Here is a 14874-nt window from a genome sequence, read left to right as displayed (position 1 = left end):
CAGTCGTCAACGGTCGCCACGGGTACGGCGACAGGACCGTCCGAATCAACCCGACAAAAACGACAGACGAACGTGGCGTTCACGGTTGTCGACGTTCAGGTCAACGACGGCGATCGACTGCCAGGTTCCCAGCGCCAGCCGTCCTCCGAGGACCGGCACCGTCGCGTACGGCGGAATGAGCGCGGGCATGACGTGCGACCGTCCGTGACCGAGCGAACCGTGCGCGTGCCGCCAGCGATCGTCGGCGGGCAGCAGGTCGGCCAGGGCGGACAGCAGGTCGTCGTCACTGCCCGCGCCGAGCTCGATCAGCGCCACCCCGGCGGTCGCGTGCGGGACGAAGACATGCAAAAGCCCGTCGCCGCCCTGCTCGCGCGCGAACTGCGCGCACTGCGGGGTGATGTCGTGCACCGTCTCGCTCGAACCGGTGGTCAGCGAGATGATCTGGGATTCCACCAGGGAATCCTACTGAGGCACAACGACCGCATCAGGGCCGGGAAACACCAGCCCAGTGTGCCCGTCATCGAACCGTACGATGTACGGCGGCCCGCCGTCATGACCACGGACCTCAATGATCTCGCCGCGCCGGTCCCCTTCGCCAACGGTGTTGCCGTGCATCAGGAGCCGGTCTCCTACCGTCGCGTTCATACCTCACACATTGGTACGCCGGACGCGCTTGGGAAAGAGGCACATCCCGCGAGCCACCCGGAGCGCGTCCCAATCCTGACCGAATCGTTGCCGTCCCCCATCCGTTACGGCTCCGCCACCCCCACGCCACCCGCCGCCGTGCGCGGGCGCCGATCGTGGGGGTCGCCTCTCACGCCGGACAGAGTCCCCGCCGCAACGGCCGGCCGTACCCCACCTAAGCTCTAACCACACCGCGCAAATCGGAAAAACTCGTTGCTTTTCTAGTCTTGTTAAATTGGCAGGCCGTTGTAACCTGTGGTGGCGATTCGTCCTACCATCGGTGGTCTAGGCCACCCCTTGGGTCCCTGCCAGCAGGGACGTCCTGGTTACTCGTCAGTAGAGATGCACTTTCTACGGCAAGCGACCAGGATGGAAGGCGACCCACGACCCAGACATCAGACCTCGGAAGGCGAGACCCAGTGGCTTCCGGACGCCAGCGTTTCTCGATCATCAGCGACGGCCTACCCAGCCAGCTGCCTGATGTCGACCCCAGCGAGACCAACGAGTGGCTCGAGTCGCTCGACAACGTCGTCAAGGCGGAGGGCCGCACGCGCGCCCGCTACCTCATGCTCCGCATGCTGGAGCGCGCCCGCGAGCACCAGGTCGGCGTGCCCGGCCTGCGCAGCACCGACTACCTCAACACGATCCCGCCGGAGCGCGAACCCTGGTTCCCCGGCGACGAGCACGTCGAGCGCCGCATCCGCGCCTACATCCGGTGGAACGCGGCGGTCATGGTCTCGCGCGCCAACGCGCGTACCAACGTGGGCGGCCACATCGCCACCTACGCCTCCGCCGCCTCCCTGTACGAGGTCGGCTTCAACCACTTCTTCCGCGGCAAGGACCACGGCGAGTCCGGCGACCAGGTCTTCTTCCAGGGGCACGCCGCGCCGGGCATCTACGCCCGCGCCTTCCTGGAGGGCCGCCTCAACGAGGCGCAGCTCGACGCGTTCCGCCAGGAGCTGAGCCACGGCTTCCACGGCCTGCCCTCCTATCCGCACCCGCGGCTCATGCCGGACTTCTGGGAGTTCCCCACGGTCTCCATGGGCCTGGGCCCGATCAGCGCGATCTACCAGGCGCGGTTCAACCGCTACCTGCTCAACCGCCGGATCAAGGACACCAGCCGCAGCCACGTCTGGGCCTTCCTCGGCGACGGCGAGATGGACGAGCCGGAGTCGGTCGGCGCGATCGGCCTGGCCGCCCGCGAGGAGCTCGACAACCTCACGTTCGTCATCAACTGCAACCTGCAGCGCCTGGACGGCCCGGTACGCGGCAACGGCAAGATCATCCAGGAGCTGGAGTCCTACTTCCGCGGCGCCGGATGGAACGTCATCAAGGTCGTCTGGGGCCGCGACTGGGACCCGCTGCTGGCGGCCGACGTCGACGGCGTCCTGGTCAACCAGATGAACACGACGCCTGACGGGCAGTTCCAGACGTACTCGGTCGAGTCCGGCGAGTACATTCGCGAGCACTTCTTCGGCGGCGACCCGCGCCTGCGCAAGATGGTCGAGCACCTGACCGACGACGACATCCGCAAGCTGTCGCGCGGCGGCCACGACTACCGCAAGGTCTACGCGGCGTTCAAGGCGGCCCGCGAGCACGTCGGCCAGCCGACCGTCATCCTCGCCCAGACCATCAAGGGCTGGACGCTGGGCAAGGACTTCGAGGCGCGCAACGCCACGCACCAGATGAAGAAGATGACCAAGGCCGAGCTCAAGGAGTTCCGCGACCGGCTCTACCTGCCGATCCCGGACTCGGCCCTGGAAGGCGACCTGCCGCCGTACTTCCACCCGGGCGAGAACGACCCGGAGATCGAGTACATGAAGGAGCGCCGCGCCGCGCTCGGTGGCGTGCTGCCCAAGCGGGTGCTGCGCGCCAAGCCGGTCAAGCTGCCCGGCGACGAGGTCTACAAGCAGTTCTCCAAGGGCTCGGGCAAGCAGCAGGTGGCCACCACGATGGCCTTCGTACGCCTGCTCAAGGACCTCATGCGGGACAAGGAGATCGGCAAGCGGTTCGTGCCGATCATCCCGGACGAGGCGCGGACGTTCGGCATGGACGCCATGTTCCCGAGCGCCAAGATCTACAACCCGCACGGCCAGACCTACGAGGCCGTGGACAGGGAACTGCTGCTGTCCTACAAGGAGTCCGAGCAGGGCCAGATCCTGCACGAGGGCATCAACGAGGCCGGTTCGATGGCCTCGGCCACGGCGGCGGGCACGGCGTACGCCACGCACGGCGAGCACATGATCCCGATCTACATCTTCTACTCCATGTTCGGCTGGCAGCGCACCGGCGACCAGATGTGGCAGATGGCCGACCAGATGACGCGCGGCTTCCTGCTGGGCGCCACCGCCGGCCGCACCACGCTGAACGGCGAGGGCCTGCAGCACGAGGACGGCCACACGCCGCTCATCGCCTCGACGAACCCGGCCGCCGTCTCCTACGACCCGAGCTGGGCCTACGAGACCGCGTACATCGTCAAGGACGGTCTGCGCCGGATGTACGGCGAGGAGCAGGAGAACGTCTTCTACTACCTCACCGTCTACAACGAGCCCTACATCCAGCCCGCCGAGCCGGCGAACCTGGACGTCGAGGGGCTGCTCAAGGGCCTGTACAAGTTCGCGGAGGGTCCGCAGACGCAGGGGCCGAAGGCCAACATCCTGTCCTCGGGCGTGGCCGGGCCGTGGGCCATGGAGGCCCAGCGCCTGCTGGCCGAGGAGTGGGGCGTGTCGGCCGACGTCTGGTCGGCGACCTCGTGGTCGGAGCTGCGCCGCGACGCGCTGGCCTGCGAGGAGCACAACCTGCTCAACCCGGACGCCGAGCAGCGCGTGCCGTACGTGACGCAGAAGCTGTCCGGCGCGCAGGGGCCGTTCGTGGGCGTCAGCGACTACATGAAGGCCGTGCAGGACCAGATCGCGCAGTGGGTGCCGGGCGACTGGAGCTCGCTGGGCACCGACGGGTTCGGGCTGTCCGACACGCGCTCGGCGCTGCGCCGCCACTTCCACGTGGACGCGGCCTCGATCACGCTGGCCGTCCTCACCCAGCTCGTCCGGCGCGGCGAGCTCAACGGTGAGGTGCTGCGCGAGGCGATCGCCCGCTACCACCTGAAGAACGGCGTCACCGAGGCCGGTGGCGCGGAGAGCAACGACGCCGAGTCCATGGGCGTCTGACGGGCACCTGGCGCTCCCGGGAAATTTTTCCCGGGAGCGCCGTCATATTCGGCCGCCACCTTCGTGAGAGAAGATGAGGCGGCACGTTCAGGAGGGGTGCGTGCCGCCTCTCCTTTTTCGCGTATTGTGGGCTCTACTTCCCCCTTGCGACACGAGGGGAATGCCTTATATGCGCCGTGTTCTTGCCGTCGTCACGTTCTCCGTGCTGGCCACGTCCTGTACCAGCGCCGCGCAGCCGCAGGCCGTCGCGCCCCCTGAGAAGATCAACTGGGGCCCGTGCACGGACATCGTCCGGCCCGACGGCCAGCCGCCCGCCAAGGAGGACGCCGCCCAGCAGTGCGGAAAGCTGTCCGTCCCGCTCGACTACGCCAAGCCGGACGGCGAGAAGCTGGACCTCGCGCTGATCCGCGTCCCGGCCACCGACAAGGCCAACCGCATCGGCTCGCTCCTGTTCAACTTCGGCGGGCCCGGCGGCTCGGGCGTCGACACGCTGGCCCAGGCCGCCAAGTCGTTCGGCACCTTGAACGCCCGCTACGACCTGGTCAGCTTCGACCCGCGCGGCGTCGAGCGCAGTTCCGGCGTACGGTGCGGCGGCAGCGCGGAGATGGACACCTTCACCGCCATGAACACGCTGCCCGCCGGCGACGAGACCGACGCGGCCAACGCGAAGGCCAACAAGAAGTTCGCCGGCCTGTGCGAGCGGGACTCCGGCAAGATCCTGCCGTTCGTCGGCACCGTCAGCGCCGCCCGCGACATGGAGCGCATGCGCGCCTCGCTCGGCGACGCGCGCCTCAACTACCTCGGCATGTCGTACGGCACGCTCCTCGGCAGCGTCTACGCCACCCTGTACCCGAAGAACGTCGGCCGGATGGTCCTGGACGCGCCCCTCGACCCGACCGTCACCTTCGAGCAGCGCACCCTGGTGCAGACGGCCGGGTTCCAGAAGGCGTACGAGAGCTTCCTGAAGGCGTGTGTGAAGGAGAAGTGCGAGATCGGCGCCACCGTGGAGGCGGCCAACAAGAACGTGGACCGGCTCATGACCGAGCTGTCGGAGAAGGCGCTCAAGGTCGGCGACCGCGACCTCACCCAGGGCCTGGCCTCCACCGGCGTGGCGGCCGCCCTGTACTCCGAGCTGACCTGGCCGTTCCTGGAGACCGCGGTCAGCCAGGCGTTGAAGGGCGAGGGCGAGGCGCTCATGTACCTCGCCGACTCCTACACCGGGCGCACGCCGGACGGCAAGTACACCACCCAGATGACCAGCTTCCCCGCGATCACCTGCGTCGACAGCGCCGAGCGCCCGGACGCGGCGACGCTGGAGCGCACCGAGGCGGCGGCGCTGAAGATCTCGCCGCTGTTCGGCAGCGCGGGAGCCGGGTCGCTGTGCTCGATCTGGCCGGTGCCGGGCAGCGACGAGGCCAGGCACGTGGACGCCTCCGGGTCGGGGCCCATCCTGGTGGTGGGCGGCAAGGGTGACCCGGCGACGCCGTACGAGTGGGCGCCCAAGCTCACCGAGCAGCTCAAGACCGCCACGCTCGTCACCTACACGGGCGAGGGGCACGGGGCGTACCTGTCGGGCAGCCAGTGCGTCAAGGGCATCGTCGACGGCTACCTGCTCCAGGGCACGGTCCCGCGGACGAACGCGACCTGCGAGAGCTAGGCATGGCCCTGGGCGCGCCGCCATTCGGCGGGAGGCGGCGTGCCCAGGGCGGTGGTGACCGGCGCGGGCGGCCGGGCCGGGCGGCGGGGGAAGCGCCACGCCGGCCCGCCCGCCGCGTCAGTCCCTGCGGCGGAACACGCCGAACTTGTTGCCCGAGGTGTCCTGCAGGTAGGCGAAGTCCGTGCCCGCCCCGTCGTCGATGACCTTGGTGACGACCTTGCCGCCCAGCGACTCGGCCCGCGCGCAGGCGGCCTCGACGTCGGCGACCTGGACGTGGAAGACCGCGTGGGCGGGGAACTCGCCCTTGGTGTTGAACAGACCGCCCGCCGGCGGCCCTCCCCCCGCGGGGCTGACCATGCGGTAGTCCATCACGTCGCCCCCGCCGGGCGTGAACGTCCAGCCGAACAGCCCGCCGTAGAAGCGCTCCGCTCCGTCGGGATCATCGGTGGCCACCTCGAACCAGGTGACGGTGTTGTCCACGTTGCCTCCTCCATCTTTCGAACAAGACAACGATAAACGGTGGGAGCGACAACCCTATGTCGGTGTTTTCGAATGACTAGTCGATCACCGTGCCTCGTACGATCATCTCGGGCACGTCCGTGGCGAACCCTTCGAGCGGCCGGTCCGGCGCCTTCTCCCCGGTGACGGAGGCGGCGGCGATGCGGTCGAGGCGGAAGACCCGCACGTCGTCGCGGAGCCTGCACCAGGCGACGAGGTACCAGAAGCCGCCCCGTCCGCCCAGGAACACTCCCGGCTCCACCTCCCTGGTGGTCAGCGCGCCCTTCCTGTCGACGTAGTCGAGGCTGAGCACGCGCCGGCGCAGCAGCGCCTCCTCGATGGTGCGCGAGACGCCCTCGCCGCCGAGCGGCAGGATCTCCTCGGGCGGGTCGGCGGGCGCCATCAGCCGCACCCGCCGCGCCAGCTCCCTGGCCAGCTCGCCCTCGGGACCCGGCATCGCCGCCACGACCTTGCGCAGCGCGCTGCGGGCCTGCTGGGCGAAGGGCTGGTCGTCGCCCGCGCGGCTCAGCGCCACCGCGATCGCCACGGCCTCCGACGGGGTGAAGTTGAGCGGCGGCAACGACATCTTCTTGTCGATCGCGTAGCCGCCCTTGCGCCCGGTCGCGGCGAAGATGGGCACACCGGACTCCTGTAACGCCAGGATGTCGCGCTCGATGGTGCGCGCGCTCACCTCGAACCGCTTGGCCAGCTCCCTCGCGGAACGGGATCTGGGGGCGATCGCGCGCAGCTCCTCCACCAGGGCATAGAGCCGATCAGTCCGGTTCATGATCTCGACGGTACGCCGAAGCACCGACAAACTCGGGGTTCCCGCACTTCCGGGCAGGTTCTTCTGACCTCCCCGCCACCATCTGCCGTCATGATCGCGGGCAGGCCGTCGCCGTCGCCGCTCCGGCTCGCCGCCGGCTATCTGGGGTGCGCGGACGTGCTGGTCACTCGCGGGTCCACTCCAGCAGCCGATCCAGCGGCCACGCGTTGACGATCCGGTCGGGCTCGATCCCGCACAGGGCCGCCCGCTCGCAGCCGAACCGCTGCCAGTCGAGCTGGCCGGGCGCGTGCGCGTCGGAGTCGATCGAGAACACGCAGCCCCACTCGTACGCCTGCCGCATCAGCCGCTTGGGCGGGTCCAGCCGGTCGGGCCGCGAGTTGATCTCCACGGCCACCCCGAACCGCCGGCACGCCTCGAAGACCAGCTCCGCGTCGAACTCCGACTCCGGCCGCAGCCCGCCCCTCTTCGTACCCGCCTTGACGATGCGGCCGGTGCAGTGGCCGAGCACGTCCACGTGCGGGTTGGCGATCGCGGTGACCATCCTGCGGGTCATCTCGTAGCGGTTCATGCGCAGCTTGGAGTGCGCGCTGGCGACCACGACGTCCAGCCGCTCCAGCAGCTCGGGCTCCTGGTCGAGGGTGCCGTCGGGGTTGATGTCCACCTCGATGCCGGTCAGGACGCGGAAGGGGGCGAGCTCCTCGTTGAGGCGTTCCACCAGGTCGAGCTGGCGTCTGAGCCGGGCGGGCGACAGGCCGTTGGCGACGGTGAGGCGGGGCGAGTGGTCGGTCAGCGCCAGGTACTCGTGTCCGAGCGACTTGGCCGCCGCCGCCATCTCCTCGATCGGCGAGCCGCCGTCGGACCAGTCGGAGTGGCTGTGCAGGTCGCCCTTGAGCGCGGCGCGCAGGGCCGCGGTGTCGGCGTCCAGGTCGCTGCCCTCGGTGGCCTGGAGGCGGCGCAGGTAGGTGGGCGTCTGCCCGGCGAGGGCCTCGGTGACGGCCAGCGCGGTGACCTTGCCGATGCCGGGCAGGCCGGACAGGGCGCCCGACTCGGCCAGCCGTACCAGCTCGTCGTGGGGCAGGTCGGCGACGACGGCGGCGGCGCGGCGGAAGGCGCGCACGCGGTAGGTGGGCTCGCCCGCCCGCTCCAGCAGGAAGGCGATGTCCCGCAGGGCCTGCACCGGTTCCATAGGTAGACAAATACCCCAACCAGGGGCTCAAGTGTTTTGAAAGCGATGACTTATAGAGATTGAAGCGGACAAACAGCGTCGATAGGCTTACCAGCCACCAAAGATCTGGAGCTCGATGACCGCCCCGCCAGCCCGCAGACCGGCCAAATCCTCCAAGGTGATCACGCTGTCCGTGATCGGCGTCGTGTCGGTCATGGTGGTGGGCTTCTGCGCGGCACAGGGCGACGACGACGTGACGGCCGACTGCGTCCGGGCCGACAGCCTGAACGGCGGCGCCTACGAGGTCGTCGACGACGACTACTGCGACGACGACCGTTACTACGTCGCCGGCGCCCCCTACCGCGCCTACCGCTGGTACTACGGCGGCACCCGCAACGGCGCCCGCGTCCACGGCGGCAGCACGATCCGCCCCTCCGACGTCACCATCAGCAGCCGCGACGGCAAGTCCATCCAGCGCGGCGGATTCGGCAGCCGCTGGAGCGGGGGCAGTTGACGTGGACCGCCGCCTGGCCGGGGAAGACGACGACCGGCGGCTCCGCCCGGCGTACGAGCGCGAGAGGCTGAGCGGTGCGACGTGAGACGGGCACGCCCCGTGACGGGTGGGAGAAGACGATCGAGAGCCAGGGCCTGGCCTACCACCGGGCCGCGCACCCGGCGGGGCTGAGCCGGCCCTACTGGGACGAGTCCGTCCACTACGTCTTCACCATGGACGAGGTGCTGGAGCTGGAGTCGCAGGTCGAGGAGCTCCACCAGATGTGCCTGAGCGCCGTCGAGCACGTGGTCTCGACCGGCCGCTACGCCGACTTCGCCGTCCCCGAGTGGGCGCGCGAGGAGGTCGCCCGCTCGTGGGAGCGGCGCGACGGCCACCTGTACGCCCGCTTCGACCTGCGCTACGACGGGACGGGACCGGCCAAGCTCCTGGAGTACAACGCCGACACCCCGACCTCGCTCGTGGAGTCGTCGGTCGTGCAGTGGTTCTGGCTGAAGGACACCCACCCCGGCGACGACCAGTGGAACTCCGTCCACGAGCGGCTCATCGAGCGCTGGAAGGACCTGCGCCTGCCGCCGGGACCCACCCACTTCGCCTGGACCAACATGGACGAGACGGGCGAGGAGGCCATGACGCTGGCCTACCTCCAGGAGACCGCCGAGCAGGCGGGACGCCCCACCGTCGCCATCGCCATGGAGGACATCGGCTGGGATCCCGACCGCCGCCGCTTCGTGGACCTGGAGGAGCGGTGGATCCGGTCGGCGTTCAAGCTCTACCCGTGGGAGTGGATGCTCGCCGACGACTTCGGCAGGCACGCGGTACGGCACGCCACCTGGATCGAGCCCCTGTGGAAGACCCTGCTGTCCAACAAGGCGCTGCTGGCGCTGCTGTGGGAGCTCTACCCCGGCCACCCGAACCTGCTGCCCGCCTACCTCGACGGGCCGCGCGAGATGTCGTCCTACATCGCCAAGCCGCTGCTGGGCAGGGAGGGCGCCTCCATGCGCATCGTGACGCCCGCGGGCGAGCAGCGGACCACCGGGACCTACGGCGCCGAAGGCTACGTCTACCAGGGCTTCGAGGCGCTGCCGGTCTTCGACGGCCAGCGTCCCGTGCTGGGCGCCTGGGTGGTCGCCGACGAGTCGGCGGGCCTGGGCATCCGCGAGACCACCGGCTACATCACCGACGACACCTCCTCCTTCGTACCTCACCGGATAGCGAGCTGACGTGACCCTTCTCGAAACCCTCGCCCGCGGCGCCGGGTTCATCGCCTCGTACGCCGCGCTCGGCGTCATCTTGATGATCGTCGGCTTCTACGTCATCGACCTGGCCATCCCCGGCAAGCTGAGCCAGATCATCAAGACCGACCGCAACCCCAACGCCACCCTCCTGACGACCTCGGGGCTGGCGGCGGTCGGGCTCATCGTGGCCGCCTCCATCTGGGCCTCGGGCGGCCGGCTCGTCGAGGGCCTGGCCACCACCGCGGTCTTCGGCCTGGTCGGCATCGCCGTACAGACGGTCGCGATGCTCGTGTTCGACAAGATCGTCGGGATCGAGGTGCGGGAACTGGTCAAGGAGCCGGAGCTCCAGCCAGGCGCGCGCCTGCTGGCGGTGACCCATCTGGCCATCGGCCTGATCACCGCCGTCGCGGTCATCTGAACCGACCTGGCACCCTAGAAGGGTGACCACCCGGGAAGACACCACACGGCGGCTCGAGCGCGCGATGGGCGCGCTCGGCACCGCGGCCATGGCGCGCATGGACGATCGGCTGCCCTGGTTCCGCGCGCTGAGCGCCGAGGACCGCTCCTGGGTCGGGCTGGTGGCGCAGGCGGGCATCGCCGCGTTCGTCGAGTGGTTCCAGCACGCCGACGAGAAGCGCCCCACCCCCAGCATCGAGTTCTTCGGTACGGCTCCGCGCGAGCTCAAACGCGTCATCTCACTCCAGCAGACGGTCGACATCATCAGGGCCGTGGTCGAGGTCGTCGAGACGCAGACCGACCAACTGGCCGCCCCCGGCGGCGAGGACCAGCTCCAGCAGGCCATGCTCCGCTACACCCGGGACGTGGCCTTCGCCGCCGCCCACGTCTACGCCCGCGAGGCGGAGGCCCGCGGCTCCTGGGACTCCCGCCTGGAGGCGCTGATCGTGGACGCCCTCGTGCGCGGTGAGGTCGACGACGGCCTCCACTCCTGGGCCGCCGCGCTCGGCTGGACCTCCTCGCCGGTCGTCGTCATCGCCGGGCACGCCCCGGAGGGCGACCCGCGCGCGGTGATCGACGGGCTGCGCGAGAAGGGCCGCCGCATCGGCATGGACCTGCTCGCCGGTGTGCAGGCCGACCGGCTGATCGTGATCGTGGGCGGCGCGGAGGGCGTCGAGGAGGCGGCCAGGCCGGTCGTGGCCCGCTTCGGCGAGGGCCCGATCGTGATCGGCCCCGAGGTGCCCGACCTGCACGCCGCCGCCCGCTCGGCCAGCGCCGCGCTGGCCGGGCTCAAGGCCAGCGCGGGCTGGCCGGACGCGCCCCGTCCCGTGCACGCCGAGGACCTGCTGGCCGAGCGCGCGCTCGACGGCGACGACGACGCCAGGCGGCAGCTCGTGGAGAACGTCTACCTGCCGCTGGCCGGCACGCCGCTGCTCGACACCCTCGCCACCTACCTCGAACAGGGCACCTCGCTGGAGGCGACGGCCCGGCTGCTGTTCGTCCACCCCAACACGGTCAGATACCGGCTGAAGAAGATCACCGAGCTGACCGGGTACCAGCCGACCGAGGGCAGATCGGCCTTCACGCTGCAGGTCGGGCTCATTCTTGGACGCCTGTCGGAGAGCGCGGTAACGTGGCGAGCCCTAACGTAACGCAGCCGTAACCCCCACTGTAGGGTTCCTACAAAACCGCGTGGACAAAGTTCGTACGGATCTCCATCCGCGTGTCGAACCTCTACAGGGCATGGTGGATTTCGTGCTTGTACTCGTCGCTCCGGGCCAAGGCGCCCAGTCACCCGGCTTCCTCACACCATGGCTTGAGCTGCCCGGACTCGCCGACCGCCTGGCCGCGTGGTCCGACGTCGCGGGCATCGACCTGGTCGCCTACGGCACCACCGCCGGCGAGGACGAGATCAAGGACACCGCCGTCGCCCAGCCCCTGCTCGTGGCCACCGCGCTCGCCTCCGCCGAGGCGCTCGGCGCGAGCCCCGACCTGCTGGCCGGCCACAGCGTCGGCGAGCTGGCCGCCGCCGCGCTCGCCGGGGTCATCACCGCCGAGCAGGCGCTGAACCTGGTGCGCGTGCGCGCCCAGGCCATGGCCAAGGCCGCCGCCGTCACCGAGACCGGCATGACCGCCGTCCTCGGCGGCGTCGAGGAAGAGGTCCTGGCCGCGCTGAGCGAGCACGGCCTGACCCCCGCCAACATCAACGGCGCCGGCCAGATCGTCGCGGGCGGAACACTCGAGCAGCTCGCCGCGTTGAAGGAGCAGGCGCCGGCGCGCGCCCGGCTCATCCCGCTGAAGGTCGCCGGCGCGTTCCACACCACCCACATGGCTCCGGCCGTGACCGCGATGCGCGAGAGCGCCGCCGCGATCACCCCGGCCGACCCGGGGGTGAAGCTCCTGTCGAACGCCGACGGACAGGTCGTCACGAGTGGCGCCGACGTCGTCGACCGGCTCATCAACCAGGTGAGCAACCCCGTCCGATGGGACCTCTGCATGGCCACGATGACCGAGCTCGGCGTCACCACGATGATCGAGCTGCTGCCCGGCGGCACGCTGACCGGGCTGGCCAAGCGCGGCATGCGCGGTGTGACGACCGTGGCGCTGAAGACTCCGGACGACCTCGACGCTGCCAGGGAGCTGATCAAGTGAGGATTCCCGACGCCGCCCCGGGAGCCAGGATTCTGGCCCTCGGCCACTACCAGCCCGCCGGGATCGTCACCAACGACGACCTGGCCAAGACCATGGACACCAACGACGAGTGGATCCAGTCCAGGGTCGGCATCAAGGAGCGCCGGGTCGCCGGTCCCGAGGAGTCGCTCGAGGACATGGCCGCCCAGGCCGGCGGCAAGGCCCTCGCGGCCAGCGGCCTGTCGGCCGACGAGATCGACCTGGTCATCGTCGCCACCTGCACGCTGGAGACCCAGATCCCCAACGCGGCGGCCATCGTGGCCCACCGCCTGGGCATCCGCTCCCCCGGCGCCTTCGACGTCAACGCCGCCTGCGCCGGCTTCTGCTACGCGCTGGCCACCGCCAGCGCCGCCGTACGCGGTGGCGCCGCCCGCAACGTGCTGGTGATCGGCGCCGAGAAGCTCTCGCAGTGGGTCGACTGGACCGACCGCTCCACCGCCGTGATCTTCGCCGACGGCGCGGGCGCGGCCGTGGTGGGCCCATCCGACGTGCCGCGCATCGGCCCCGTCGTGTGGGGCAGCGCGGGCGACAAGTCCGACGCGATCATCATCGACGAGCGTGACACGTTCCTGCGCCAGGAGGGCCAGACGGTCTTCCGCTGGGCGACCACGGCGCTGCACCCGGTGGCCAAGGAGGCGTGCGAGCGGGCCGGGGTCGACCCGTCCGAGCTCGCGGCCTTCATCCCCCACCAGGCGAACCTGCGCATCATCGAGGCGATCGCCCGCAAGGTCGGCGCCGAGGACGCGGTCATCGCCCGCGACATCGTGACCGCCGGCAACACCTCGGCGGCCTCGATCCCGATGGCGCTCTCGCGCATGATCGAGCGCGGGGAGGTCCGCACCGGCGGGCTGGCCCTTCTGCTCGGCTTCGGCGCGGGGCTGACCTATGCGGGTCAGGTCATCGAGATTCCGTAAGATCCGGTACGGCCACGCCGTACCGGCGACCAAGGCTTGTGCGGCATCGCCGTACAGAATCCAGAAAACTCAGAAGGAGAACTAGCGACATGGCGACCGAGCAGGAGATCCTCGAAGGCCTCGGCAAGATCATCAACGAGATCACCGGCATCCCGGCCTCGGACGTGACTCCCGAGAAGAACTTCGTGGACGACCTCGACATCGACTCCCTGTCCATGGTCGAGATCGCCGTGGCCGCTCAGGACGAGTTCGGTGTGGAGATCCCCGACGACCAGCTCAAGAACCTGAAGACGGTCAAGGACGTCCTCACCTACATCCAGGGCTGATCCGCCCTCTTCCTCTGATCGACAAGGAGCGTAAACACGTGAGTGCAAACCGGGTACGTGTCGTCGTCACCGGGCTCGGCGCGACCACGCCCGTCGGTGGAGACGTCACCTCGACCTGGTCGGCGCTCCTCGCCGGTCAGTCTGGTGTGGAGACTCTCACCGAGGACTGGGTCGACCAGGTCCCCGTGAAGTTCGCGGGCAGGGCGGCGGTCGACCCGGCCGAGGTCCTGCCCAGGCCGGAGGCCCGCAGGCTCGACCGCAGCGAGCAGTTCGCGCTCGTGGCCGCGCGTGAGGCGTGGCAGGACGCGGGCGCGCCCGAGATCGCTCCCGAGCGGCTCGGCGTCGTGGTCTCCAGCGGCATCGGCGGCATCAGCACCACCTTGTCCGCCTACGACACGTGGAAGGAGAAGGGCTGGAACCGCCTTTCTCCCTTCACCGTGCCGATGCTCATGCCCAACGGCCCCGCCGCGTGGATCGGCCTGGACCTCAAGGCCCAGGCCGGCGTGCACGCGACGGTGTCGGCCTGCGCCTCGGGCGCCGAGGCCATCGGCTACGCCATGGACATGATCCGGTCCGGCCGCGCCGACGTCGTGGTCGCCGGCGGCACCGAGGCCGCGATCCACGGCCTCAACATCGCCGCGTTCGCGGCGGCCCGCGCGATGTCCACGCGCAACGACGACCCCCAGGGCGCCTCACGCCCGTGGGACCGCGCCCGTGACGGCTTCGTGCTCGGCGAGGGCGCCGGCATCGTGGTCCTGGAGTCGGAGGAGCACGCCCGCGCCCGCGGCGCGCGCATCTACGCCTACGCCGCCGGCGTGGGCTACTCCGCCGACGCCCACCACATCACCCAGCCCGAGCCCGACGGCCGCGGCATCATCCAGGCGATGACCCAGGCCCTCGGCGACGCGGGCGTGGGCGGCGCCGACGTCAGGCACGTCAACGCGCACGCCACCTCGACGCCCGCGGGCGACGTGGGCGAGGTGCAGGCCATCGCCAAGGCGATCGGCACCCACCCGCTGGTGACCTCGACCAAGTCGATGACCGGTCACCTGCTCGGCGGCGCGGGCGGCATCGAGTCCGTCTTCACGATCAAGGCCATGCGCGACCGGATCGTGCCGGCCACCATCAACCTCTCCGACGTCGACGACGGCATCGAGGTGGACCTCGTCTACGGCCGGAACCGCGAGCTGCCCGAAGGCGACATCGCCGCGGTGAACAACTCGTTCGGATTCGGCGGGCACAACGTGACCGTCGTGTTCGCCTCCCACTGAGGAGTCCTCC

At 70.1% G+C, this 14874-nt stretch carries 15 protein-coding genes; 10 read left to right on the top strand and 5 right to left on the bottom strand.

What is annotated here, in order from left to right:
* Nucleotides 1–45 precede the first annotated feature (45 nt).
* Together ACIBEJ_RS10185 and ACIBEJ_RS10180 are read right to left on the bottom strand one after the other, a co-directional pair.
* Nucleotides 46–453, bottom strand: coding sequence for a YjbQ family protein (locus ACIBEJ_RS10185; protein ID WP_397182325.1), 408 nt, complete (start codon nucleotides 451–453; stop codon nucleotides 46–48).
* 9 nt (nucleotides 454–462) lie between these two features.
* Nucleotides 463–645, bottom strand: coding sequence for a DUF1918 domain-containing protein (locus tag ACIBEJ_RS10180; protein WP_397182324.1), 183 nt, complete (start codon nucleotides 643–645; stop codon nucleotides 463–465).
* A gap of 458 nt (nucleotides 646–1103) precedes the next feature.
* Between ACIBEJ_RS10180 and aceE the strand changes: the two genes are divergently transcribed.
* Both aceE and ACIBEJ_RS10170 read left to right on the top strand, forming a co-directional pair.
* Entirely contained in the window at nucleotides 1104–3851 is a 2748-nt protein-coding gene (gene aceE, locus ACIBEJ_RS10175; protein WP_397182323.1) for a pyruvate dehydrogenase (acetyl-transferring), homodimeric type, read from the top strand.
* A gap of 169 nt (nucleotides 3852–4020) precedes the next feature.
* Nucleotides 4021–5508 (top strand): alpha/beta hydrolase, encoded by a 1488-nt coding sequence (locus tag ACIBEJ_RS10170; RefSeq protein ID WP_397182322.1) that lies wholly within the window; start codon nucleotides 4021–4023, stop codon nucleotides 5506–5508.
* 117 nt (nucleotides 5509–5625) lie between these two features.
* On the opposite strand, the gene ACIBEJ_RS10165 is transcribed toward ACIBEJ_RS10170, so the two are convergent.
* The 3 genes from ACIBEJ_RS10165 to ACIBEJ_RS10155 all read right to left on the bottom strand — a co-directional run bounded on the left by ACIBEJ_RS10165 (nucleotide 5626) and on the right by ACIBEJ_RS10155 (nucleotide 7979).
* Complete coding sequence (locus ACIBEJ_RS10165; RefSeq protein WP_397182321.1) at nucleotides 5626–5988, bottom strand: VOC family protein; 363 nt, start codon at nucleotides 5986–5988, stop codon at nucleotides 5626–5628.
* Nucleotides 5989–6064: 76 nt separating this feature from the next.
* On the bottom strand, nucleotides 6065–6793 hold the full coding sequence (locus tag ACIBEJ_RS10160) for a helix-turn-helix transcriptional regulator (protein ID WP_397182320.1): 729 nt from the start codon (nucleotides 6791–6793) through the stop codon (nucleotides 6065–6067).
* Nucleotides 6794–6956: 163 nt separating this feature from the next.
* Nucleotides 6957–7979, bottom strand: a complete 1023-nt coding sequence (locus ACIBEJ_RS10155; protein ID WP_397182319.1) for a PHP domain-containing protein — start codon at nucleotides 7977–7979, stop codon at nucleotides 6957–6959.
* A gap of 115 nt (nucleotides 7980–8094) precedes the next feature.
* Between ACIBEJ_RS10155 and ACIBEJ_RS10150 the strand changes: the two genes are divergently transcribed.
* The 8 genes from ACIBEJ_RS10150 (at nucleotide 8095) to fabF (ending at nucleotide 14864) form a co-directional block, all read left to right on the top strand.
* A complete protein-coding gene (locus ACIBEJ_RS10150; protein ID WP_397182318.1) occupies nucleotides 8095–8472 on the top strand; it encodes a hypothetical protein in 378 nt (125 codons plus the stop codon).
* A 74-nt stretch (nucleotides 8473–8546) separates the two neighbouring features.
* Nucleotides 8547–9692, top strand: a complete 1146-nt coding sequence (locus ACIBEJ_RS10145; RefSeq protein ID WP_397182317.1) for a glutathionylspermidine synthase family protein — start codon at nucleotides 8547–8549, stop codon at nucleotides 9690–9692.
* A 1-nt stretch (nucleotide 9693) separates the two neighbouring features.
* Nucleotides 9694–10125: a DUF350 domain-containing protein gene (locus ACIBEJ_RS10140; RefSeq protein WP_379609537.1), complete on the top strand. Its 432-nt coding sequence runs from the start codon at nucleotides 9694–9696 to the stop codon at nucleotides 10123–10125.
* A gap of 64 nt (nucleotides 10126–10189) precedes the next feature.
* Nucleotides 10190–11314 (top strand): PucR family transcriptional regulator, encoded by a 1125-nt coding sequence (locus tag ACIBEJ_RS10135; RefSeq protein WP_397183244.1) that lies wholly within the window; start codon nucleotides 10190–10192, stop codon nucleotides 11312–11314.
* 103 nt (nucleotides 11315–11417) lie between these two features.
* Nucleotides 11418–12314 (top strand): ACP S-malonyltransferase, encoded by an 897-nt coding sequence (locus tag ACIBEJ_RS10130; protein ID WP_397182316.1) that lies wholly within the window; start codon nucleotides 11418–11420, stop codon nucleotides 12312–12314.
* Nucleotides 12311–13267: a beta-ketoacyl-ACP synthase III gene (locus ACIBEJ_RS10125; RefSeq protein WP_397182315.1), complete on the top strand. Its 957-nt coding sequence runs from the start codon at nucleotides 12311–12313 to the stop codon at nucleotides 13265–13267. Before ACIBEJ_RS10130 ends, ACIBEJ_RS10125 begins: the two co-directional genes overlap by 4 nt.
* Before the next feature lie 89 nt (nucleotides 13268–13356).
* The gene (locus ACIBEJ_RS10120; RefSeq protein WP_184974352.1) at nucleotides 13357–13593 is read left to right on the top strand and encodes an acyl carrier protein; all 237 of its coding nucleotides are present in this window, start codon (nucleotides 13357–13359) and stop codon (nucleotides 13591–13593) included.
* Between the two features lie 38 nt (nucleotides 13594–13631).
* Complete coding sequence (fabF, locus tag ACIBEJ_RS10115; RefSeq protein ID WP_397182314.1) at nucleotides 13632–14864, top strand: beta-ketoacyl-ACP synthase II; 1233 nt, start codon at nucleotides 13632–13634, stop codon at nucleotides 14862–14864.
* The last annotated feature ends 10 nt before the right edge of the window (nucleotides 14865–14874 follow it).

Origin of the sequence: Nonomuraea sp. NPDC050790 (genome assembly GCF_044456745.1) — a bacterium.
Lineage (GTDB): Bacteria > Actinomycetota > Actinomycetes > Streptosporangiales > Streptosporangiaceae > Nonomuraea.
The sequence above is the reverse complement of the archived record's forward strand: the minus strand, read 5'-3'. Positions and strand labels throughout refer to the sequence as shown.

What these genes read in the sequence shown, in the direction of transcription:
- ACIBEJ_RS10180 (WP_397182324.1), bottom strand. Translation starts at nt 645, where the DNA reads ATGAACGCGACGGTAGGAGACCGGCTCCTGATGCACGGCAACACCGTT.
- ACIBEJ_RS10170 (WP_397182322.1), top strand. Translation starts at nt 4,021, where the DNA reads ATGCGCCGTGTTCTTGCCGTCGTCACGTTCTCCGTGCTGGCCACGTCC.
- ACIBEJ_RS10160 (WP_397182320.1), bottom strand. Translation starts at nt 6,793, where the DNA reads ATGAACCGGACTGATCGGCTCTATGCCCTGGTGGAGGAGCTGCGCGCG.
- ACIBEJ_RS10155 (WP_397182319.1), bottom strand. Translation starts at nt 7,979, where the DNA reads ATGGAACCGGTGCAGGCCCTGCGGGACATCGCCTTCCTGCTGGAGCGG.
- ACIBEJ_RS10150 (WP_397182318.1), top strand. Translation starts at nt 8,095, where the DNA reads ATGACCGCCCCGCCAGCCCGCAGACCGGCCAAATCCTCCAAGGTGATC.
- ACIBEJ_RS10135 (WP_397183244.1), top strand. Translation starts at nt 10,190, where the DNA reads ATGGGCGCGCTCGGCACCGCGGCCATGGCGCGCATGGACGATCGGCTG.
- ACIBEJ_RS10120 (WP_184974352.1), top strand. Translation starts at nt 13,357, where the DNA reads ATGGCGACCGAGCAGGAGATCCTCGAAGGCCTCGGCAAGATCATCAAC.